Source organism: Haloarcula sp. JP-L23, assembly GCF_011602445.1.
Taxonomy (GTDB): Archaea; Halobacteriota; Halobacteria; order Halobacteriales; family Haloarculaceae; genus Haloarcula; species Haloarcula pellucida.
Genome location: NZ_CP050014.1, coordinates 1,077,285 through 1,097,532, shown reverse-complemented (window position 1 = coordinate 1,097,532; position 20,248 = coordinate 1,077,285). Strand labels below are relative to the sequence as shown.

At 67.4% G+C, this 20,248-nt stretch carries 24 protein-coding genes and 1 rRNA gene; 13 read left to right on the top strand and 12 right to left on the bottom strand.

Annotated features, from left to right (window positions below; translation table 11 throughout):
* Positions 1–93: 93 nt before the first annotated feature.
* On the bottom strand, positions 94–1,617 hold the full coding sequence (locus G9465_RS25545) for a multicopper oxidase domain-containing protein (RefSeq protein ID WP_227015724.1): 1,524 nt from the start codon (positions 1,615–1,617) through the stop codon (positions 94–96).
* Positions 1,618–1,923: 306 nt separating this feature from the next.
* Between G9465_RS25545 and G9465_RS05545 the strand changes: the two genes are divergently transcribed.
* From G9465_RS05545 to G9465_RS05535, 3 genes are all read left to right on the top strand, one after another.
* Positions 1,924–2,352: a low molecular weight phosphatase family protein gene (locus G9465_RS05545; RefSeq protein ID WP_166968211.1), complete on the top strand. Its 429-nt coding sequence runs from the start codon at positions 1,924–1,926 to the stop codon at positions 2,350–2,352.
* 40 nt (positions 2,353–2,392) lie between these two features.
* Entirely contained in the window at positions 2,393–4,528 is a 2,136-nt protein-coding gene (locus G9465_RS05540) for a peptidase (RefSeq protein WP_166968210.1), read from the top strand.
* 64 nt (positions 4,529–4,592) lie between these two features.
* Complete coding sequence (locus G9465_RS05535; RefSeq protein ID WP_166968209.1) at positions 4,593–5,615, top strand: AIR synthase family protein; 1,023 nt, start codon at positions 4,593–4,595, stop codon at positions 5,613–5,615.
* Here the strand turns inward: G9465_RS05535 and G9465_RS05530 are convergent, their stop codons facing one another.
* On the bottom strand, positions 5,616–5,780 hold the full coding sequence (locus tag G9465_RS05530) for a hypothetical protein (protein WP_166968208.1): 165 nt from the start codon (positions 5,778–5,780) through the stop codon (positions 5,616–5,618). It abuts the gene before it with no gap.
* A gap of 171 nt (positions 5,781–5,951) precedes the next feature.
* On the opposite strand from G9465_RS05530, the gene thiD reads away from it, so the two are divergent.
* Complete coding sequence (gene thiD / locus G9465_RS05525) at positions 5,952–7,304, top strand: bifunctional hydroxymethylpyrimidine kinase/phosphomethylpyrimidine kinase (protein ID WP_166968207.1); 1,353 nt, start codon at positions 5,952–5,954, stop codon at positions 7,302–7,304.
* Between the two features lie 71 nt (positions 7,305–7,375).
* Here thiD and G9465_RS05520 read toward each other — a convergent pair whose 3' ends face one another.
* Both G9465_RS05520 and G9465_RS05515 read right to left on the bottom strand, forming a co-directional pair.
* The gene (locus tag G9465_RS05520) at positions 7,376–7,621 is read right to left on the bottom strand and encodes a PRC-barrel domain containing protein (RefSeq protein ID WP_166968206.1); all 246 of its coding nucleotides are present in this window, start codon (positions 7,619–7,621) and stop codon (positions 7,376–7,378) included.
* Positions 7,622–7,721: 100 nt separating this feature from the next.
* Complete coding sequence (locus G9465_RS05515; RefSeq protein ID WP_166968205.1) at positions 7,722–8,177, bottom strand: ferritin-like domain-containing protein; 456 nt, start codon at positions 8,175–8,177, stop codon at positions 7,722–7,724.
* 198 nt (positions 8,178–8,375) lie between these two features.
* Between G9465_RS05515 and G9465_RS05510 the strand changes: the two genes are divergently transcribed.
* Both G9465_RS05510 and G9465_RS05505 read left to right on the top strand, forming a co-directional pair.
* A complete protein-coding gene (locus tag G9465_RS05510; RefSeq protein ID WP_166968204.1) occupies positions 8,376–9,086 on the top strand; it encodes a hypothetical protein in 711 nt (236 codons plus the stop codon).
* Between the two features lie 81 nt (positions 9,087–9,167).
* Complete coding sequence (locus tag G9465_RS05505) at positions 9,168–9,803, top strand: DsbA family protein (RefSeq protein WP_166968203.1); 636 nt, start codon at positions 9,168–9,170, stop codon at positions 9,801–9,803.
* On the opposite strand, the gene ddh is transcribed toward G9465_RS05505, so the two are convergent.
* The 3 genes from ddh to G9465_RS05490 form a co-directional block, all read right to left on the bottom strand.
* On the bottom strand, positions 9,804–10,730 hold the full coding sequence (gene ddh, locus G9465_RS05500) for a D-2-hydroxyacid dehydrogenase (RefSeq protein WP_166968202.1): 927 nt from the start codon (positions 10,728–10,730) through the stop codon (positions 9,804–9,806). It abuts the gene before it with no gap.
* Positions 10,731–10,840: 110 nt separating this feature from the next.
* A complete protein-coding gene (locus G9465_RS05495) occupies positions 10,841–11,785 on the bottom strand; it encodes a DUF3179 domain-containing (seleno)protein (protein WP_166968201.1) in 945 nt (314 codons plus the stop codon).
* Positions 11,786–11,894: 109 nt separating this feature from the next.
* On the bottom strand, positions 11,895–12,077 hold the full coding sequence (locus G9465_RS05490; protein ID WP_166968200.1) for a hypothetical protein: 183 nt from the start codon (positions 12,075–12,077) through the stop codon (positions 11,895–11,897).
* 42 nt (positions 12,078–12,119) lie between these two features.
* Between G9465_RS05490 and G9465_RS05485 the strand changes: the two genes are divergently transcribed.
* Positions 12,120–12,410 carry a universal stress protein gene (locus G9465_RS05485; protein WP_166972914.1) on the top strand — a complete coding sequence of 97 codons (291 nt, stop codon included), beginning with the start codon at positions 12,120–12,122 and terminating at the stop codon, positions 12,408–12,410.
* Here G9465_RS05485 and G9465_RS05480 read toward each other — a convergent pair.
* Both G9465_RS05480 and G9465_RS05475 read right to left on the bottom strand, forming a co-directional pair.
* Positions 12,407–13,162, bottom strand: a complete 756-nt coding sequence (locus G9465_RS05480) for a hypothetical protein (protein WP_166968199.1) — start codon at positions 13,160–13,162, stop codon at positions 12,407–12,409. The two genes, G9465_RS05485 and G9465_RS05480, sit on opposite strands and share 4 nt — an antisense overlap.
* Before the next feature lie 38 nt (positions 13,163–13,200).
* Entirely contained in the window at positions 13,201–13,533 is a 333-nt protein-coding gene (locus tag G9465_RS05475; protein ID WP_166968198.1) for a thioredoxin family protein, read from the bottom strand.
* Positions 13,534–13,622: 89 nt separating this feature from the next.
* Here G9465_RS05475 and mutS point away from each other — a divergent pair, with 89 nt between their 5' ends.
* On the top strand, positions 13,623–16,337 hold the full coding sequence (gene mutS / locus G9465_RS05470) for a DNA mismatch repair protein MutS (RefSeq protein ID WP_166968197.1): 2,715 nt from the start codon (positions 13,623–13,625) through the stop codon (positions 16,335–16,337).
* A 73-nt stretch (positions 16,338–16,410) separates the two neighbouring features.
* Positions 16,411–16,674, top strand: a complete 264-nt coding sequence (locus G9465_RS05465; protein ID WP_166968196.1) for a HalOD1 output domain-containing protein — start codon at positions 16,411–16,413, stop codon at positions 16,672–16,674.
* Here G9465_RS05465 and nucS read toward each other — a convergent pair.
* Together nucS and G9465_RS05455 are read right to left on the bottom strand one after the other, a co-directional pair.
* Positions 16,671–17,399 (bottom strand): endonuclease NucS, encoded by a 729-nt coding sequence (gene nucS, locus G9465_RS05460; protein WP_166968195.1) that lies wholly within the window; start codon positions 17,397–17,399, stop codon positions 16,671–16,673. The genes G9465_RS05465 and nucS overlap by 4 nt on opposite strands.
* A 9-nt stretch (positions 17,400–17,408) precedes the next feature.
* Positions 17,409–17,840 carry a hypothetical protein gene (locus G9465_RS05455; RefSeq protein WP_166968194.1) on the bottom strand — a complete coding sequence of 144 codons (432 nt, stop codon included), beginning with the start codon at positions 17,838–17,840 and terminating at the stop codon, positions 17,409–17,411.
* A 164-nt stretch (positions 17,841–18,004) separates the two neighbouring features.
* Between G9465_RS05455 and G9465_RS05450 the strand changes: the two genes are divergently transcribed.
* From G9465_RS05450 to G9465_RS05435, 4 genes are all read left to right on the top strand, one after another.
* Positions 18,005–18,292, top strand: a complete 288-nt coding sequence (locus G9465_RS05450) for a zinc ribbon domain-containing protein (protein ID WP_166968193.1) — start codon at positions 18,005–18,007, stop codon at positions 18,290–18,292.
* 300 nt (positions 18,293–18,592) lie between these two features.
* Complete coding sequence (locus G9465_RS05445; RefSeq protein WP_166968192.1) at positions 18,593–19,432, top strand: aldo/keto reductase; 840 nt, start codon at positions 18,593–18,595, stop codon at positions 19,430–19,432.
* A gap of 9 nt (positions 19,433–19,441) precedes the next feature.
* The gene (locus tag G9465_RS05440) at positions 19,442–19,627 is read left to right on the top strand and encodes a hypothetical protein (protein WP_166968191.1); all 186 of its coding nucleotides are present in this window, start codon (positions 19,442–19,444) and stop codon (positions 19,625–19,627) included.
* Between the two features lie 94 nt (positions 19,628–19,721).
* The gene (locus tag G9465_RS05435; protein ID WP_166968190.1) at positions 19,722–19,859 is read left to right on the top strand and encodes a hypothetical protein; all 138 of its coding nucleotides are present in this window, start codon (positions 19,722–19,724) and stop codon (positions 19,857–19,859) included.
* A gap of 181 nt (positions 19,860–20,040) precedes the next feature.
* On the opposite strand, the gene rrf is transcribed toward G9465_RS05435, so the two are convergent.
* A 5S ribosomal RNA gene (gene rrf, locus G9465_RS05430) occupies positions 20,041–20,162 on the bottom strand.
* Positions 20,163–20,248: the final 86 nt, after the last annotated feature.

The window sequence follows — 20,248 nt, the reverse complement described above, 5'->3', positions numbered from 1 at the left end:
GGGTACACGGGTCGGCGTACGGCGCGCCGGGAACGATGTCCTCGGCCGGGCCGAACACCTGCTCTTCGACGTCGGTCGGTTGCCGTGGGTTGTTCACCGACGAGAGCGGCGGTTTCGGGGGCAGATTGCCGATGGGGCTCTCGTCCGGGTCGAGGTCGTACGCCTCGCGGATAGCGTCGGCGACGAACTCCGGGTACCCCGGCGTGTCGTCGTCCGGTCCGATGAGGCCACTGGAGTTCGGGAGCGGCACCAGGTCGGGTTGCACCTCGTCGTGGATGCGCATGATTGACCACATCCCCTCGGCGTAGTGGGGGAACAGGTGACAGTGGAAGAGGACGTCGCCCGTCGACTGGTGGACGTAGCCCGCACCGACCTCGAACGCGTCCTCGAAACTGGTGCCCGGGCGAAGTGTCCCGGGGCCGTGACCGGCGACGAGGTACGCGTCGAACGTGTCCCGAGGCCGATTGTCTGGGCGTCGATGGTGTCGGACGCCGTCCGGGGCACTTCTTTCCAGCGGTGCTGGTGGAGGTGGTGGACGTGATTCTCCTCCAGCGAGGCCCCGACGAAGGTGTACTTCACCGGGTCGCCCTTGTACGTCTCGAAGACGTTGTCGCCCCCACCGGGGTCCCCGTTGGTCCAGGAGTTGTAGAACTCGTCGTCGCGTTGGCCGAGCGGGTCCGCCCGGTAGTTGATGGCGTGTACCGTCTGTGGGACGTCGCTGTCGGGCCAGAAGACCTCGGGTTCCATCCCCTCGGGCGTGTGGTAGAACGGGACGAACTCCCGGTAGGTCGTTCCGAGCCCGTTGGGGTCGTCGATGACGGCCCGCGTCCCGCTCCGGAGTTCCCCGCCGGTTTCGGGGTCGGTCCACGTCGCTCCTTCGGGTTCGACGACAATGGCCCCGAACAGCCCACGCGAGAGGAGGTTCGCCTCCTGAGGTGGTTCGTCGGCGCTGTCGACGGCCTGGTTCGCCCCGTCGTAGAAGAAGTGCGTCCCCGTGTGGGTCGCCTCCCAGCGGTACTGGACGGTTTCGCCCGGTGGCGCGGTCGTGTCGGGGTTCAGGCCGACGGCCATCCCGTCGGAGGTCTGTACGTCGTAGGGGAGCGCCGTCTGGTGCATCGAGGCGTGCCGGTCGAGATGGTTCACGAAGCGAATCTGTATCGTGCCCCCCTCGTTGGCCCGGATGACCAACGGTTCGATGACGGAGGTGTCGACCTCGTCTTCGTCGTCGTCCGGCGGTCCCTGTCCACGTCCCTGTCCGGCGTTCGAGTCGGTCTGCGTCGTCGCCGTCTCGTCGTCGACCAGCGAGAACCCGTCGTCGGGGGCAACGCCCGACGCCGCCCGCACGGCGTCGAGGTTCTCCTCCAGAACGTACATCACGCCGTTCGGTTGGTGGAGACCGTACTGGTTGTAGAAGATGTCCACCTCGACGGCGTGGACGGTGAACCGGCGGGTCCGACCGTCGTTCGGTCGGTTCTGTGAGCGAGCGGTCTGTGGCTCGGCCTCGTCGTCGAACAGCGTCGTCGAGAGGGGAAGTACTCCGATTCCCTGAACGAACGTCCGGCGCTCGACCGGAGCCACGTCGGTCGAGGTGTCAGTGTCGTCTGAATCCGAAGACATTCGTCTTCGCACCCATACGCCACATGTTTGGTAACGACCCCGTTTCCAGTTGTAAAGAGCTACTAACACGTTGAGCGGAGACACGGTGTGTGAGACACCAGACAGCCGATGTGATGCGGGACGATGCCACGCCGAGAGTGGCGCCGGGTGGTAGACGGAAACCGCAGCGAACGGTTCGCAAATAGTGCTCAGTAGCGGTATATAGACCGTACTGCACCGAAACCGCCATTTACGCGTCCTCGAAACAACCCGTTACAGACCGGACGACTGGTCCCGAACGACGGGCACCTTCCGGTCCATACAATCATGACCGACACGTTCCGCGTCGCCTTCGTCTGCGTACAGAACGCCGGCCGTTCCCAGATGTCGACGGCCTTCGCCGAGCGAGAAGTCGAGAAGCGCGGCCTCGACGACCACGTCGAGGTCGTCACCGGCGGCACCCACCCCGCCGACCACGTCCACCCGGAGGTCGTCGAAATCATGCGGGAACTGGATATCGACCTCTCGGACCGAACCCCGCGCGAAGTCTCGACCGAGGAGTTGGAGGCCTGCGACCTCGTCGTCACGATGGGATGTTCGACCCTCTCGCTGGACGCCGACGTCGAGGTCCGCGACTGGGCACTGGACGACCCCGACGGGCAGGACGCCGAGGCCGTCCGGGCGATTCGTGACGATATCCAGACACGGGTCGCCGACGTGTTCGACGACATCGAAGCCCAGTTAGAGACCGCCTGAGCGGCCAGCTATATCAACGGGGAGACGGTACAGAGAGACAATGCGCGTGGCGCAGCGTGGCGGGGTGGCCGTCGCCGTCGCACTCTTGCTCGTTCTCACGTCGGTCGCGCCAGCGGCCGGGACCGGCGAGGCGTCCCAGCAGATACGTCCGCCGGACAGCGCCGCCGTCGAGTACCCGGAGCGGCGTCCCGCGAGCGTCTCGCAACCGACCGCGGGAGCGGCGGCCACCATGACACAGGTCGCCGACGAGGACGCCATCCGCCAGACCCAGACCTACGCGCTGACCCCGGACACCCCCGGCGAGGTGGCGGTCGAACTGACCTACGAGATACCCGACCGCGTGGTCTCTCTGGAGACGAAGATCCCGGCCAACGCGACGGGCGTCGACACCGACGGCTTCGACCGCGTCAACGAGACCACCTTCGAGTGGGACGGCACGACCGACGCGGCGACCATCGACTACCGCATCGAACCCAACCGGACCATCGAGCAGAGCGGACCCGAAGGCGCCGACGGCCAGTACATCGCGGTCGACGCCGGCGAGTGGGCGCTCATCAGCCGGTCCCAGACGCCGACGCGGTGGCGGTACACCGGGACCGACCCCGTCGTCTTCCGGCAGAACGTGACGACGGCCGAGGCGGGCGCCGCTGGCGAGCAACTGGTGTATCTCGGCCCGGTCGCCACCTTCGAGCGAACCGACAACGGGCAGACGTTCCGCCTCGCGGTGCCCGAGCGAGCCCAACTGATGTCCCCGCCGACCGAGATACTCGACTCGCTCGTAAACGCCTCCGACGCCCTGCAGGTCGGCGACCGCGACGAGGACGTGTTCGTCGTCGCCGCCCCGACCGACGGCGTCGACTGGGGCGTCCGGGGACTGGAGACCGGTGGCTCGGACTTCTGGGTGCGCGACACCGAGCGACTGGATACGCCGGACAACGTCTGGCTTCACGAGTACGTCCACAGTCGACAGGCGTTCACGACGACCCGCGAGACGCGCTGGCTGACCGAGGGGACCGCGGTGTACTACGCGGCGCTCCTGACGCTCGAACAGGACCGCATCGACTTCGCGGCGTTCCGCGACGCCTTAGACGACGGCCAGCGTGCCGTCTACGCCGACGTGGTGCTTTCCGACCCCTCGACGTGGGACCGCAACGCCAACTACGTCAAGGGCCCGCTGGTGGCCGGTCGCGTCGACGAGAAGATACGCCGCCAGACCGACAAGGAGTCGACGTTTCAGGCGACGTTCAGGCGGCTGAACGGACTGAACCGGCCGGTGACACAGGAGACGCTCCTGAGCGCGGTCGAACGGGCCGGCGGCGACCGCACGCGGGCGGAGACGGCCGACTACACGGAGACGACGGGTAGCGTGACGATGTGGAACCAGACGGTCCACGCCCGCGTGTTCGGGCAGTTGCCCGCCAGAATCGGCTACGCCCTCCCCAACGCGACCGCCGACAGCGGGTACCACGTCAGCGGCCCCTACCGGACCACGTCTCTCACGAACACCACGCCGATACTGCTCGCGACCGGTGAGACGCTGACCGTCGACGCGATAGTGCGCAATGCCGGCGGCACCGAGGGCACCTACAACGCGACGCTCGACCGCAACGGGACGACCGTGGCGAGCGAGGACGGGCGCATCGGCCCCGGCAACGAGACGGTCGTGCCGCTCTCGCACACGTTCACCACGCCCGGACAGTACGTGATGAGCGTCGACGGCGACAACGTCACGGTCGTCGTCGAACGGCCGGCCGAGGCCCGCGTCACCGGCGTCGAAGTCAGTTCCCGCACGGCCACACAGGGAGGGTCCGTCGTCGTCACTGCGACGGTGGTCAACGACGCGCGGGTGCCCGCCGACGGGACGGTGGTGTTCACGCGTGACGACGAGACGGTGGCGACCCGCGAGGTGTCGCTCCCGCCCGAGAACACGACCCGCGTGGCGAATGGCGTCTCCCTCCCGATGCCGGGCGACGTGTTCCTCTCCGCGAACGGGGCCCCGCCAGTCGCGGTGACGGTCACGCCGGCCAACGAATCGACCGCGCCGGCCGTGACCACGACGGCGACGGAGACGCCGACCACTAACACGACCGGCGAGTCCGGCCCCGGCTTTACCGTCGTGGGGTCGCTGGTGGCGTTCCTGCTGGCACTCGCGGCCGCCGTCAGTCGCCGTCTGTAGCGACCGTACAGTCGGGATTCCGTCGATAGCCACCCCTTAGTACCACCGCGTAGTAGCCAGCGTCATGCCAGAGCTAGGTAAAGTCGACCGCGACTTTTTCGGCGAGTACATCTACCCGAACCTCGGTGCGGACCGCGAGGACGTGACGCTCGGTCCGCAACACGGCGTCGACTTCGGCGTCGTCGACGTGGGCGAGAAAGCCGTCGCGATGGCGACCGACCCCGTGTTCGTGATGCCCTCGCTCGGGTTCGAGCGCGCGGCGTGGTTCGCCTTCCACATCCTCATGAGCGACGTCGCTGTCTCCGGCCTGCCGCCGACGCACCTCTCCGTCGACTTCAACCTCCCGCCGGAGATCACGAACGAGGAGTTCCAGACGGTCTGGGAGACGTTCGACGCGGAGGCCCGCGAGTTGGGCGTCTCTGTCGTCACCGGCCACACCGGCCGCTACGCGGGATGTAACTACCCGATGGTCGGCGGGGCGACCGCGATTTCGGTCGGCGAGTTCGACCAGTTGGTCCGCCCGGACGGCGCGCAGGTCGGCGACCGTATCGTCGTCACGAAGGGACCGGCCATCGAGGCGACGGGCCTGCTCTCTATCCAGTTCGAGTCGCTGATGGAAGCCGAGATGGACGCCGACGACATCGCCGACGCCACCGACCGCTTCTACGACATGAGCCCGGTGAAAGACGCGCTGACCGCGGCCGCGGCCGGACCGGTGAACGCCATGCACGACGCCACCGAGTGTGGCATCTACGGCGGCCTCTACGAGATGGCCCGCGCCGCCGACGTCGGCGTGGAACTGGAGACCGAGAAGGTCCCGATCCAGCCGGGCGTGCTCGAAGTCTGCGACTTCTTCGGCATCGACCCGTGGATTTCCATCAGCGAGGGGACCCTGCTGGCGGCCGTCGACCCCGACGGCGTCGACGACGTACTGGACGCACTCGACGCGGAGGGCATCCCGGCGGCCGACGCCGGCGTCGTCACTGCGGGAAGCGGGTTAGTGGTCGACGGTGAACCCACGGACCACCCCGGGGTCGACCCCTTCTGGGGGACCTTCGAGGAGTACATGGGGAAACTGCAGGAGTAGTTACGCGCTTGTTCGCTCCGACGAGGTGCCTACTTCGACGGCATAGCTGGACTGAAGCCACGCTTCGGGGTTCTCGGTGTCATAGACGACGACGTCGCCGCCGCCGGTCGTGAAACTGCCGTACTGCTCGTCGTTTTCGCCGGAGTCGTTCGGAGCCGGTTCCATTGTCGTACACCGGGTGTGGGAGGTTCTCATACATAAGCGTTTCTCGGGTGTGATATGAAGTATTATTAGCATACTAGGACAGCGTACGGGGTGTCGGTTTCGTCGGCTCGCTGTCACGCGCGGACCTGCCAGACCAGCATCGCTTTGGGGCCACCGGTCCAGCCCTCGAACATGACACGCACGGACGCACCGGTCACGCCGCCGGTCGTACTCACTATCGCGGGGAGCGACTCGGGCGGCGGGGCTGGCATCCAGGCGGACCTGAAGACCATCGAGGCCGGCGGGGCCTTCGGCACCAGCGCCATCACGAGCGTCACCGCACAGAACACGACCGGCGTGCGGGGGAGCCACCTCCTGCCGACCGAGGACATCGAGGCCCAGATTCGGGCGGTCCGGGAGGACTTCGACGTGGCCGCGATCAAGACGGGGATGCTCGCGGTGAGTGACGTAATCGACCTCGTGGTCGACGAGACGCCCCTGCCGAACCTCGTCGTCGACCCGGTGATGGTCGCCACGTCGGGGGACCGCCTGCTGGAACCCGAGGCCGAGGCGGCCTACGAGGACCTCATCGCGGAGGCGGCGCTGGTCACGCCCAACGCCGACGAGGCCGAGGTGCTGACCGACCGGACCATCGACGACCCCGGCGACGCCGAGGCGGCCGGCCGGGACATCGTCGAACTGGGGGCCGACGCCGCCCTCGTCAAGGGCGGGCACGTCCCCGGCGACGAGGTGGTCGACGTGTTGGTGACCGACGACTCGGTGACGACGTTCCGCCACGACCGGGTCGACACCGAGGCCACTCACGGGTCGGGGTGTACGCTCTCCTCGGCCATCGCCACCAGACTGGCCCACGGCGACGACCTCGGCGACGCCGTCGCGGCCGGCATCGACCTGCTCGCTCGGGCGGTGCGGTACAACCTCGACGTGGGCGAGGGCCCCGGCGCGGTCCACCACATGGTCGAGACGCGCAACGAGGCCGCCCGCAACGACACCAGCGAGGCCGTCGAGCGGGCCGTTTCCGCGCTCGTCGACCGCGACGTCTCGCCGCTGGTCCCCGAGGTGGGGATGACCGTCGCCGGCGCGACGCCCTACGCCGAGACGCCGGACGAGGTGGCCGCCGTCGAGGGCCGCATCACCCGGACGATGGACGGCGTCCGGCCGAATCGGGGCGTGCGTTTCGGCGCAGGGAGCACCGTCGCACAGGTCCTGCTTGCCGCTCGCGAACACGACCCCGCCCTGCGATACGCCGTGAACTGCCGCCTGACCGACGCCGTGGAAGCGGCCCTCGACGACCTCGCTGGCTCCGTCTCGGGGTACGACCCGAGCGAGCGACCGAGCGACGTCGCCGCCACGCCAGCGACGGCGTGGGGCGTCGGGCAGGCGTTCGAGGCGAGCGAGGGCTCGCCCGTCGCCGTCGTCGACCGGGGCGAGGTCGGCGTCGCCGGGAGCGTCACCCTGCTCGCGGTCGACAGCGAGACGTTAGTAGAGCGAGTCGAGACGCTACTGGACGCCGTGGAAACATAATCGAGGCCCGTGAGGGCGTGAAAAACGGTCGAACGGACCACGCCACCTCTCGGGGCGTCTGTGAGAGCTACCTACAGGTTAGGCTTGAGTCGAACCTCGTTGTCGGTGATGGTGTCGACTTTCGAGGGGTCGAGTTTGTAGTTGTCCTCGTCGACGTCCTCCCAGCCGAGTCGCGACATGATCTTGTCTGTGATTCCCGGGTCGGGGTCGACGAAGGCATCGCCGCCGCGGAATCCAGATATCATGCCTACGGCCTCGCCTTCCGCGTTGACGACTCGTTTCCCCTCGTCTCGTTCGGTCAGGTTGTTTCGTGCCATTGCACTACCCTGTGCCGAGACAGCGGGTATTGTTATACTGAGAGAACTGCGCGGGCGAGACGAACCACCCGCCCTTACCGTGTCCTAAGGCGGCGTTAGCTCAGTCGTTGCGGTACTCTTTGCGGAACCCGCGGAACTCCGTCCGGTGGGCCTCCTCGTCGGCCAGTAGGGTGACCGCGAGGTCCTCCGTCACGGGGTCGTCGGCCGCCTCGGCGGCGTCGATGAGGTCGTGATAGGTGTCGATAGCGTCGTTCTCGGCGTCGAGGACCCCCTCGATGACCGACAGCACGTCCGTCGAGTCGGCCGGTGGCTGGAGGGAGTCCTGCCGCGCGACGAACTCGCCGGAGCCGGGCGGTTGCGCGTCGAGTTGCTTGAGTCGCTGGCCGAGTCGCTCGGCGTGGCCCAGTTCCTCCTGTATGTCCTGCTTGAGGCTCTCCTTTATCTCTTCGGCGCGGACGCCATCGAGGACGATGGCGTTCGTCTGGTAGTTCATTACCGTCTCAATCTCGTCGCTGTACGCCTGCCGGAGGAGTTCGATGACGCGGTCGTCTGCCATGCAGGCGGCTTCGAGCGGGACGCATATACAAGGCAGGGCCGGTACAGTCGACGTTCACGTTACGTACCGACCGGTGATGCGTCTGCCCACCGAGACACGGCCGGATTGCTGTCAGTACGCACGACAGTGGCGGAACGTTAATGTATCTGTTCGGCCTGATACTTCAGTATTACCGCAGTGCAGTCAAGCGACGAGCCGATGAGCGACCCCCGCCTCCGTGAGGAGTGTCTCGAACGTGTACCCGGTAGCGACGCCGACGGGGACGTCGTCCTCGTCGGGACGCTCCACGACCACCCGGCCAGCGCACACCGCGTGCAATCGGTGGTCGAACGCGAGTCTCCGGCGGTACTGGCGCTCGAACTCCCGCCGCTTGCGGTGCCGTTGTTCGAACACCACGCGACCGACACGATGACACCGCCCACCTTCGGCGGGGAGATGAGCGCCGCGATACAGGCGGCCGACGGGGCGGAAGTCGTCGGTGTCGACGGCCCGTCACTGGCGTTTCTGGGTCGCGTCGTGGCCACCCTCCACCGGGAGCGCGCCTCGCTGACGACGGTCAGAAGCACGGCCCGATCGGTCCTCTCACTCACGAAGACGGCACTCACCCGCCGGGTGGCTGCCGCGTTCACCGCGCTGACGGCGTTGCAGATGACCGTCGACGTCCCGACGGTGTACGACGCCGGGTGGAGCGACGACGCCGAGCGACAGGCCGCCGACGAGCGAGCGCTGATGGAGACGGCCGAGGCGATGCGCTCGGCGTTCGACCCGCCGCCTGCGGCCGACGTCCGCACGACGGCCCGCGAGCGTCACATGGCCGACCGACTGACGACGCTCCGGGCGCGTGGAGACGTGGTCGCCGTCGTCGGACAGGGCCACGTAGACGCCGTCGCCGCACACCTCAGGGACTGATCGACGGGCGACACTACGGTTGTGCGCCGCTCGGACACGACCGGGTCCCGCTCTTACCGAGCGAGGGGGTATCTCGTCGGTATGAGCGAGACACAGGGAAGCGAGCGTATCACGGTGTACTCGGACTACGTCTGCCCGTTCTGTTACCTCGGGCGCGAGTCGCTGAACCAGTACCAGTCGACGCGGGAGTCGGAACTGGAGATAGACTGGCACCCGTTCGACCTGCGGAGCCAGAAGCGCAACCCCGACGGCACCATCGACCACTCCGTCGACGACGGGAAAGACGACGAGTACTACGAGCAGGCCAAGCAGGGCGTCCGCCGTCTCCAAGAGAAGTACGACGTGGAGATGGACCTCGACATCGCCACCGACATCGACTCCCTGCCGGCGCAGGTCGTCTCCTACTACGTCAAGGAGCACTACGACTACGAGACGTGGCTCGACTTCGACGTGGCCGTCTTCGAGGCGCTCTGGCAGGAGGGCCGCGACATCGGCGACGAGGACGTGCTGGTGGAACTGGCCGAGGAGGCCGGCGTCGACGCCGACGAGGTGCGCTCGGCGCTCGACGACGACAGTCTCCGGGCGACGGTCCGCGAGCAGTTCACCGCCGCACAACAACAGGGCGTCACGGGCGTCCCGACGTTCGCCTACGACGGCTACGCCGCTCGCGGGGCGGTACCGCCGGAGCAACTCGAACGACTGGTCGAAGGGACGTAGTCAGGCGACGCGGTTCCGGAGTGACTCGCCGCGCATCGCCCGCTCGGCGTTCTCGCGGACGAGACCGGCGATGTCCTCGTGGTAGTGGTTCGTAAAGGCCGCACAGTGCGGTGACATGACGACGTTCTCGTAGCCCCACAGCGGGTGGTTCTCGGGGAGCGGTTCCTCCCAGTAGGCGTCGATGGCGGCCCCCGCGATACGGCCGTCGTCGAGCGCCGACAGCAGGGCGTCCTCGACGACCACGTCCCCGCGAGCGACGTTGACGAGGTAGGCGTCCGCGGGCATCGCGTCGAGGACGGCGGCGTCGACCAGTCCCTCCGTGGTGTCGGTCAGCGGGACGGCGAGGACGACGAACCGGGCATCGGCGACGGCCGCGCCCAGTTCGTCGGGCGTGTACACCCGCTCGACGCCGTCGGCGGGGTCGCCAGAGCGCCGGACGCCGACCACGTCCATCCCCAGCGCGTCGGCCCGCCGCGCGACCCCCTGTCCGATGGTCCCGAGGCCGACGACGCAGACGCGCTCGCCGGTCAGGGTGAACGGTACCTCGTAGCCCTCGTGGCCCCAAACGCGCTCGCGTTGCTGGTCCCGGTAGACGTGGAGGCGGCGGGCGAACATGGTGAGGTACCCGACCACCGTCTCGGGCACCGTATCGCCGTGGATACCGGTGCTGTTCGTGAGAACGGTGTCGCTCGCCTCGTAGGCCGCCGTGTCGAACTCGTCGTATCCCGCCCGAACGCCGTGGACCCACGCCGCGTCGAGGAACGCCTCGCGGGGCGAGAAGGTGACGACGCAGTCGCCGGGGCCGTACGTCTCGCCGTCCGTAGTCCGTTCGACAGGCACCGACAGCGACGACAGCGACTCGACCAACGCCGGAATGGGGAACGCCTGTCCGGCCGACTCGTGGACCGCGATGCGCTCGATGTCCATACCGGCTTCTCGGGGAGTATCGTGTTAGTGGTTTCGCGCCCAGCGAGCGTCGTCTCCGGAGAGTCGCTCTCCGACTTCGAAACAGCCGTCTAACGACCCAAGAACGGCGGTTATGGTTCGTAGAACGCGTCCGGGCCGTGGTCGTCCTGCCACGCAAACGCGAACAGCGTCCGGGCCGGAAGCCGGGTCAGCGAGCGACCGTCCTCGCTCTCGCCCGTGAGTGGATTCCAAAACGTCTCGTCCGCGCTGAACGTCGTTTCCCCCTCGTGAGTTCGTTCGAACGCGTAGCCGTCGTTCTCGTAGGCGTACAGCGACCCGTCGGCTTCGAAGACGACGACAGCTCGGCCGCCGACCGTGTCGGCGACGGCGCCGCCGGCCGCGCGAACCCGCGGGCGTGGGTAGCCCATCGCGTCGTCGCCGTCGACGACGCCGAGGACGAGCGTCTTCGGGTCGAGGTCGTCACGGTCCCACGCTCGTGGGTCCCCTTCACCGCGCATCCCGTAGCGGCCGAACGCCTCGCGGTCGACGTAGGCCTCGTAGCCGTCCATCTCGTGTCGCTCGCGAAGCTGTGCGTCGGAGGCGTCCGGGCCACCGCGAACTGGCTGGAGGAACTCGCCGTCGGGGTACTCGGCCCGGAACCGTGCGGCGGTCAGAATCGGGGCCGGCCGGGCGTCGAGGCGGGTTCCCTCGAAGGGGCCAGCGATAGCCTCGCCCGAGGGCTGTCGCCACTCGCTGTCGGTCTCGCGGTCGTACATCACGAGGGCGTCGTCGGCGAGTTTCCCCGAGACGCCGAAGGTCAGCGTGCGGCCGTCGAGGGTGCGGTCGTAGACCGCGGCGCTCCAGCAGATGGGGCACCACGTCACGGCGACGGGGTCGCCGTCGGCCTCGGCGTTGACGATTTCGTGGTAGCCGAGGACGCGAACGGGGTAGGCCCGGGGCGGGTCACCGTCTACGACGACTACCTCGTCGTCGGGCGCGCCGAAGTAGTGCGCGCCGAACGTCGGGTCGTCGATGCTCGGGATGGCGTCCCTCGGGAGGACGTCGGTGACTGTCACGGTGGCGTCGCTACGCGGGTCGTGTGGAAAGCCGTTGTGCCGCCGTCGACGCGGTGCGCACACCCGATGCTACGGGCGTAGCGTCGGCAAGAACGGTCGACCGACGCCGCTAGCGACGGTCGGTACGGGCTTCGACGCGCATCTCGACGTAGCGGTCCGACCACGTCTCGACGTGGGTTCGAATGGCCTGCATTACCGTCGCGACGAGTCCGTCCGTCGGGGCGCGGTCGACTGCGTCGTGACTGTCGTCGTACGACTGCTCTGCCTCCGTGGGCCCCTCTGGAAAACTCATTACGTCACACGTTGACACGGTCCGATACAATAAACATTAGAGATTTATCATCACGCACGCGAGCGCAAGCGAGATGATGGTTATTGGCACCTCAGACCGCCGAATTGTCACGAATCATCGCCAGAGAGCGTGCCCGTCGAGACGGCCGTCGTCGAGGGCGTCCCGCGCTCGGAGATTCTGGCGTACGTCGAGGACGAGGGGTCGGACCTCGTCGTGATGGGTACGCACGGTCGAACCGGGCTAGACCACTACCTCATCGGCAGCGTCGCCGAGAAGGTAGTCCGGCGCTCGCCGGTGCCCGTCGTCACGGTCAGGCTCACAGCCGAGGACTAAGCCAGCCCCGCACCGGCCCTCGGACCACCCAACGAGTGAGTGGTCCCGCCCTGTAGCTGCCGGTAGGCCGACGCGACGACGGCGACGGTATACAGCGAGACGGGAGTCTGTACGAGCACTATCGCCAGCAGCGCGAACTCGTACGGGAGCAACAGGGAGGTGACGAGGCCGATGACGCCGCCGAGGAAACCAGACAGTGCCACGACGACGACCATCAGGGCGAACAGGCGCACCCAGTGGCCCTTCGTACGGCGGTAACTCTCCCGTAGCGCGTCGACGAAGTTGCGGTCCTCGACGGCGACGATGGGGAGCATAAACAGGAAGGCAACGTAGGCGACGAGGCCGGGGACGACGAGTATCGACCCGACAGCGACGACGAGACAGTACGTGAGGCCGCCAACGAGGAGGTTCACCATCGCCAGCGGGACGTTCCGGGTGAACGCACCGTCCGGGAACGTCGCTCCGGCTCCGGCGACAAACGTCCGGACGGCGACGACCGAACTGTACAGCGAGACGGCGACCACCGCGAGGTAGCCAGCGCCGAGGACCGGGGCCGCCACGTCCACGGTCAGTGGGAGCATCCGCGCCGCGTCGGCCAGCCCGAGACTGGCATACCACGACGCGAGCGCCGAGTTCACTATCGTCGTAGTGGCTGCCTGGACGACGAGAAACACCGCGAGAAGTACTGCGCCGGTTCGACTAACGAGGTGTGCCGCCGCGTCACTGAGCGCGGCACCGATGCGGAGGGACATCAGTACCCGACTCTGCCGGCGAAATTAAAAGAGTTCCGTCATCCGTCCTCGACGAACTCGACGAGGGCTGCCGTCGGGACGAACCCGTCGGCCCGCCGGTCGACCAACTCACCGTCGACGAACAGCAGGAACGTCGGGGTGCTACGGACGTCGAACGCCGCGACGGCGTCTAAGTCCTCGCGAGGGTTGAACACGAGGACGGTGGCGTCCGTCGCTCGCACCACGTTGTCGAGAATCGGCTCCATCGACTGGCAGATGGCACAGCCCTCGGTGCGGACCATCACCAGTACGCGGTCGCTCTCGGTCAGGTGGTCGTCAAGTTCTTCGCGGGTCCGGATAGTCACCGGCCGGTCATGGTCGGGAGTGGCCATACCGTGGCGTAGGCGCCGGACCCGGGTAAACGTTACAACGCCATAGCGGGACCGCGGGGTATTTCTACGGCCCGGCCCGCCTTGGGAGCATGGACGCTGCGCTTGGCCCACCCGAGCAGATGGCCGAGCTAGACGACAACCTGACGCCGATGATGGCACAGTACTACGAGCTCTGCGAGCAGTACGACGACGCACTCGTGCTCTTTCAGGTCGGCGACTTCTACGAGGCCTTCTGTGCCGCCGCCGAGCGAGTCGCACGGCTCTGTGAGATAACGCTCACCCAGCGGACGGACTCTACCGGAGAGTACCCGATGGCGGGTATCCCCATCGACAACGCCGAGTCCTACATCGAGACGCTGTTGGACGCCGGCTACCGGGTCGCCGTCGCCGACCAAGTGGAGGACCCCGACGAGGTCAGCGGCGTCGTCCAGCGAGCGGTCACCCGCATCGTGACGCCGGGGACGCTCACCGAGTCGGAACTGCTGGGCGGGGCCGACAACAACTACGTCGCGGCGCTGGCCGCCGCCGACGGCTACGGCCTCGCACTCGTCGACGTCTCGACGGGCGACTGCTACGCCACGAGCGTCGCCAGCGAGACGGCCGTCGCCGACGAACTGAGTCGGTTCGGCCCCGCCGAAGCCATCGTCGGCCCGAACGTCGACGTGGACGACGACGAGGCGTTCGGCCCGGCCTGTCTCGTCACCGAGTACGACGCCGCCGCCTTCGAGCGCGAACGGGCCGAAGACCGCATCGAGCGGTACTTCGGCCCACCCGAACGGTTGCTGGCCGGCGACGCCGAGCGACGCGCCTGTGGCGCCCTGCTCTCCTACGCCGAGTACACCCGTGGGAGTTCGGGTGCCGTGGGACCGGACGGCGAACCGGTCGACCCCGACGTGGACCCGGAGCGTACCCTCGATTACCTCAACCACCTCACGCGGTACGACCCTCGCGAGTACATGCTGCTGGACGCGGTGGCCGTCGAGAGCCTCGAACTGTTCGAGCGCCGGTCCGTGCGGGGCCACGAGAACCTCACGCTCGTCGACACGCTGGACGAGACGGCGTGTGCGCTCGGGCGGCGCGAGTTGACCGACTGGCTCCGCCGACCGCTGCTGGACGTGGACCGCATCGAGGCACGCCACGAGGCCGTCGCCGAACTCCAACGCGACCCCGCGACCCGCGAACGCCTGCACGACCTGCTGGCGGACGTCTACGACCTCGAACGGCTCATCTCGCGAGTCTCGCGGGGGCGGGCGAACGCCCGGGACCTGCGCTCGCTGGCGTCGACGCTGTCGGTGGTGCCCGACGTGCGCGACGCCCTCGACGACGCCGACGCCCGCCTGCTGGCGGACCTCCACGCGACGCTGGACCCGCTGACGGAGACGCGTGAAGAGATCGAGGCCGCGATTCGCCCCGACCCGCCACAGGCGGTCACGGAGGGCGGCGTCGTCCGCGAGGGGTACGACGACGACCTCGACGCCCTGCGCTCGACGGAGCGCTCGGGCAAGGAGTGGATAGACAGCCTCGAAGCCGACGAGCGCGAACGCACCGGCATCGACTCGCTGAAGGTCGGCCACAATGCCGTCCACGGCTACTACATCGAGGTGACCAACGCCAACCTCGACGCCGTTCCGGAGGACTACCAGCGCCGCCAGACGCTGAAGAACAGCGAGCGGTTCTACACCCCCGAACTCAAGGAGCGCGAGGAGGAGATTCTGCGCGCCGAGAGCGAGGCCGACGACTTAGAGTACGACCTGTTCTGTCGGGTCCGGGACGCCGTCGCCGACGAGGCCGAACGCGTACAGGCACTGGCCGACCGCCTCGCTCGACTGGACGTCCTCGTGTCGTTCGCCGAGGTGGCCGCCCGACACGACTACTGTCGGCCGACCGTCGGCGGCGACGGCATCGACATCGAACGGGGTCGCCACCCCGTCGTCGAACGGACGGAGGACGCGTTCGTCCCCAACGACACCCACCTCGGGAGCGGTCCCCTCGGGGACGCCGACGCAGACGAACTCGACCCCTTCTTCGCCGTCCTCACCGGCCCCAACATGAGCGGCAAGTCCACCTACATGCGACAGGTGGCGCTCGTCTGTCTGCTGGCACAGGCGGGCAGTTTCGTCCCCGCGTCGTCGGCCGACCTCCCGGTGCTGGACCGGGTGTTCACCCGCGTCGGCGCCAGCGACGACATCGCGGGCGGGCGCTCGACGTTCATGATAGAGATGACCGAACTCGCCACCATCCTCCGGGAGGCGACGGCGGACTCGCTGGTCCTGCTTGACGAGGTGGGTCGTGGCACTTCGACGGCCGACGGACTGGCCATCGCCCGCGCCGTCACCGAGTACCTCCACGACGAAGTGGGTGCGTACACCCTCTTTGCGACCCACCATCACGACCTGACCGGGGCGGCCGACGACCTCGCCGGCGTCGCCAACCGACACTTCGAGACGAGCCGCGAGGACGGCGACGTGGTGTTCGACCACGAACTCGCACCCGGCCCGGCGGCGGCTTCCTACGGCGTCGAAGTCGCCGAGATGGCCGGCGTCCCCGAGAGCGTCGTCGAGCGGTCCCGGTCCGTCATCGCGGACGACGAACCGGCAAACCCGGACTCGACGCCGACAGCGACCCGCCCGTCGACGAACGGCCACGAGACGACAGACGAAGGCGCGGAGACGGCCGAGGTGGTTCGGACGAAGTCGGTCGACGGCCTCGAACGGGCCCTCCGCGAGGTCGACGTCGCGACGATGACGCCCGTCGAGGCGCTGAACGTGCTTGCAGACCTCAAGAACAGCGTCGAGCGAGGATGACAGTTGGTTAGAGAATACAATTCACTAACTAGTTAGGTAGGCACGTTTTATTCTTTGGCAGTTAGTGACAAGTATGCACACAGCACCAGACGCCTCGTCGACCACCCCGGACCTCTCGACGACGCTCGAGAAGACGGATTCGGTCGCCGAAACCGTCGTTCGAGCGGTCGCGGCGGTCGAAGACGACCCTATCGAGGCGTTGCCCCCGCTGACGACGGCCGTAGACCCGGACGCACTAACCGCGCTGTTCGGGAGCGAGACGGTCGGCCACGTCTCCTTTACCTACTACGGTCACACCGTCGTCGTCTCGTCGTCCGACGACATCGCCGTCTACTAGGGCGGTTCCAGCGAGACGAACTCCAACCCCTTCTCGGCCAGTAACTGCCGTGCGCGGTCGGTCACTGACGGCGCGACGAGGATACCCCTGACCTCGGTGTCCGCATGTAGGTCCCGGCACAGCGCTTCGACGTACCGGTCGAGTTGGCCGACGGCGTCGGGGCCGACGCGACGCCGCTTCAGTTCTACGACGACCGTCCGGCCGGCCGCGTCCTCGCCGTAGACGTCGACGGCGCCGGCGGGCGTCTCCCGTTCGGTCGCGAGCGGCGTGAACCCGGACTCGACGAGGTCCGGTGCGTCGAGAATCCGCTCTTTCAGGTCGGCCTCGGTGCCGGTGACGGCCAGTTCCTCCGGGTCGCTCACGTCGAAGGCCGCCGCGTGCGCGACCGTCTCGAAGACGATTTCGAGTTCCTCCTCCGGCGTCGTCCGTTCGGACCGGACGGCGAACGCTCCGTCCGCGACCGTGACGCTGTGATCACACCCCGGCGGTTGCCAGTTGACCGGTTGCTGGCCCTCGTCGGTGTGGACCAGTGCGGCCCCGTCTGGCTTCAGCGTCACGTGGCGGTCGCCGGGGCCGAGCGAACTGGCCGCTCGCCCTTCGTACTCGACAGTGCAGGGGCCGAACAACGTCACCATCGCCCCCCGATCTATCGCCCGCTCGACGAGGTCACAGACGGTGTCGGGGGCCGGATAGCTGAGTGTCTCGACGGCGCTGTCGGCGGTCACGGCTGCCGGTTAGCGGGCGCCTCGTAAAAAGGGCGCGTCGTCGGGCAGGTGGACTGCGTCAGTCCGCTCGCGAAGGGCGGCCAGCAGTTCGGCCCGGACCGTCTCGGCGGCGCCGCTGTGGACGGCCTCACAGGCCCGAGATTTCTCCTCGACCCACCACGCTCGCAGGGCCGCCGGGTCGTCGGTGCGTGCGAGGGCGACGTCCCCGGGATCCGCGAGCCTCGGGTCCAACCAGCAGACGCAGTACCGGCGGACCGAGCCGTCACAGACGAGCACCTGCTCGACCGTCGCATCGAGCAGCTCTCGGACGGTAGCCGCCGACCACGCACTGCCGAGCGGACGCGACTGTGCGAACGGGTCGGCGTCGACGCCCCAGTGTGCGACCCGGCAGTCAAAGCGGCCGTCCTCACGGACGACGAGGACGAGGGTCCGACGACCCATCAGCGACCACCGGTCTCCAGCGTGGACATACGGCGGGTGGGTCCCTCACCCTACTTCAACGCTCGCGCTACGCCCCGGCCCGCATTCACCGCACGGCACCCGGAGACGACGGGGCATGTGAACTATGCACAACCCTCAAGTATAACGTCACCGTATAATCACGTATGATGGGGAGCGAATGGCTGTACGGTGCCATCGCCCTGCTCGTCGGCCTGCACGTACTGACGATGCTGTACGCCTACCGGCGACAGAGCGACCCCGCTTCCGGCGCCACGCAGTCCGACCCCGAAACGATGCCGCCGGCCCCCAGTGACGACGCAATCGAGACCATCGACTGTGCCCACTGTGGGGCGACCAACGAGTGCGGGTACCAGTTCTGCCGCGAGTGCGTCGCCGACCTCTCCAGCGGTGCGCCACAGCGACAGTCGGTCGAACACAGCCAACCCTACTGACGGGCGGCCACGACCCGAGACGGTGCTCTTGTCCCGAACCCAGAACGGCATCCGCCCAGTCGGATTTCTCGGTCGCTCGCGACCCCCCGAGCGGGGACACCACTTCGGCGGCTGACGGACGAAGTGGGCGACAGCCCCGCCGTCCGCTGGTTGGTCGGGGCAGACGAGTCCGGTTCGAGTGGTGGCGTTCTGCATACCACGGCACCACCGTTTCGAGCGAGCCCAAACTCGAGCCGCGGGTGCGGGGTGGAACCGAACGTGGTCCAAACGGTTTTAGCGTCGGCGGGCCTCCGACCGACCATGTCCATCCCAACGACGACACTCCCCAGTGGCGACGAACTCCCGACGGTCGGCGTCGGTACGTGGAACCTCGACGACGACACCGTCGGCGACTCCGTACGAGCGGGTTTAGACGCCGGCTACGCGCACGTCGACACCGCCGAGGGATACCACAACGAGGCCGCTATCGGCGAGGCGCTGGCCGACTACGACCGCGAGGACGTCTTCCTCACTTCGAAGGTCCTGCCGAAACACCTCGACTACGAGTCCGTCATCGCGTCCTGCGAGGCGTCGCTAGAGCGCCTCGGAACGGACTACCTCGACCTGTACCTGATTCACTGGCCCAACCCGACCATTTCTCTCCGGGAGACGCTGAACGCGATGGCTACACTGCACGATCAGGGAAAGATACGGAACGTCGGCGTCTCTAACTTCAGCGCCTACCAGCTCAGCGCCGCCCACCACGTCAGCGACGTCCCTATCGCCGTCAACCAGATCGAGTACCACCCGTGGAACACACAGGACGACGTCGTACAGTACTGCCGTGAGACCAACACCGTCGTCGAGGCGGCCGCACCGCTGGGCCGAACAGAAGTGTTCGCCGACGAGACGATTCGAGCCATCGCCGAGTCCTACGACCGCTCGCCGGCACAGATTATCCTGAAGTGGGCCGTCGAGAACGACGTCGTCCCGCTTCCGAAGTCCTCCTCACCCGACCACGTCCGGGCGAACCGCGACCTGTTCGACTGGGACCTCGCCGCGGAGGACCACCAGCGCATCGACGACATCGACCACCACCAGCCAGTGTATGACTTCCCCGCCCGCGACTGGTCCGGCGACACCTACGGCATCTCACAGTAACCCGGTCCGATGGCGAGACCACCGGCGCCCGGTCGCTGGGACGCCGCGGCCGCCGCGAGCGTCGCCGCTCTTCTCGTCGTCGCGTACGTCCTCATCCCCGACGCGACGGTCCAGTACAGCGCGTGGCTCCTCGTCTTCTGTATTTGGATGGCCTGGTTCGTCGCCTTCGGCGCCCGCTGGCTCTACAGCGAGTGATAATCAGCTATCACGGGAAACCACAAGACGTGAAGCTTTTACTCGGTTCCGTGTCAGCGAGAATTTATTTACTCCCGGTCGCTATACACACCCGATGCCTCGCATCGAAGTCTCGGAGAACCTGTACCGGCAACTCGAGGACGAAGCCGACGGCGAAACAATCGACGACACCCTCTGGAAAATGGTCGGTACCTACCGCCGCAAGCACAACCCCGAATCAGACCGACGATAGCGCCGCCCGCTACTGATTCTGCCGCAGTTCGTCCGACGAGCGGTCGCTGTGTCGCGGGCACGACGCCCTGTGACGACTCAGTGACGCACATCGCCGTCGACAGCGCTGCCGCTCTCTATACATGCAAAAAGCCCCGCAGAGAGACATCTCTCCGCGAGGCTTGAATGAGTATGAATATGAATGGTGGCGGCGAACCAGATTTCCCAGAGGCTCGCGCACTCCAGTACTCCCTGGAACGCTGGCGGGCTTATCTTCCGTGTTCGGGATGGGTACGGGAGGCAACCCGCCGCTATGGCCGCCTAACGCCGAGTCGCGGAATCGAACCGCGAAACTACCAGTCTCGGTCGAATAACCTTGCGTACGTGCGATCCAGTTTGCGCCTGGACTCG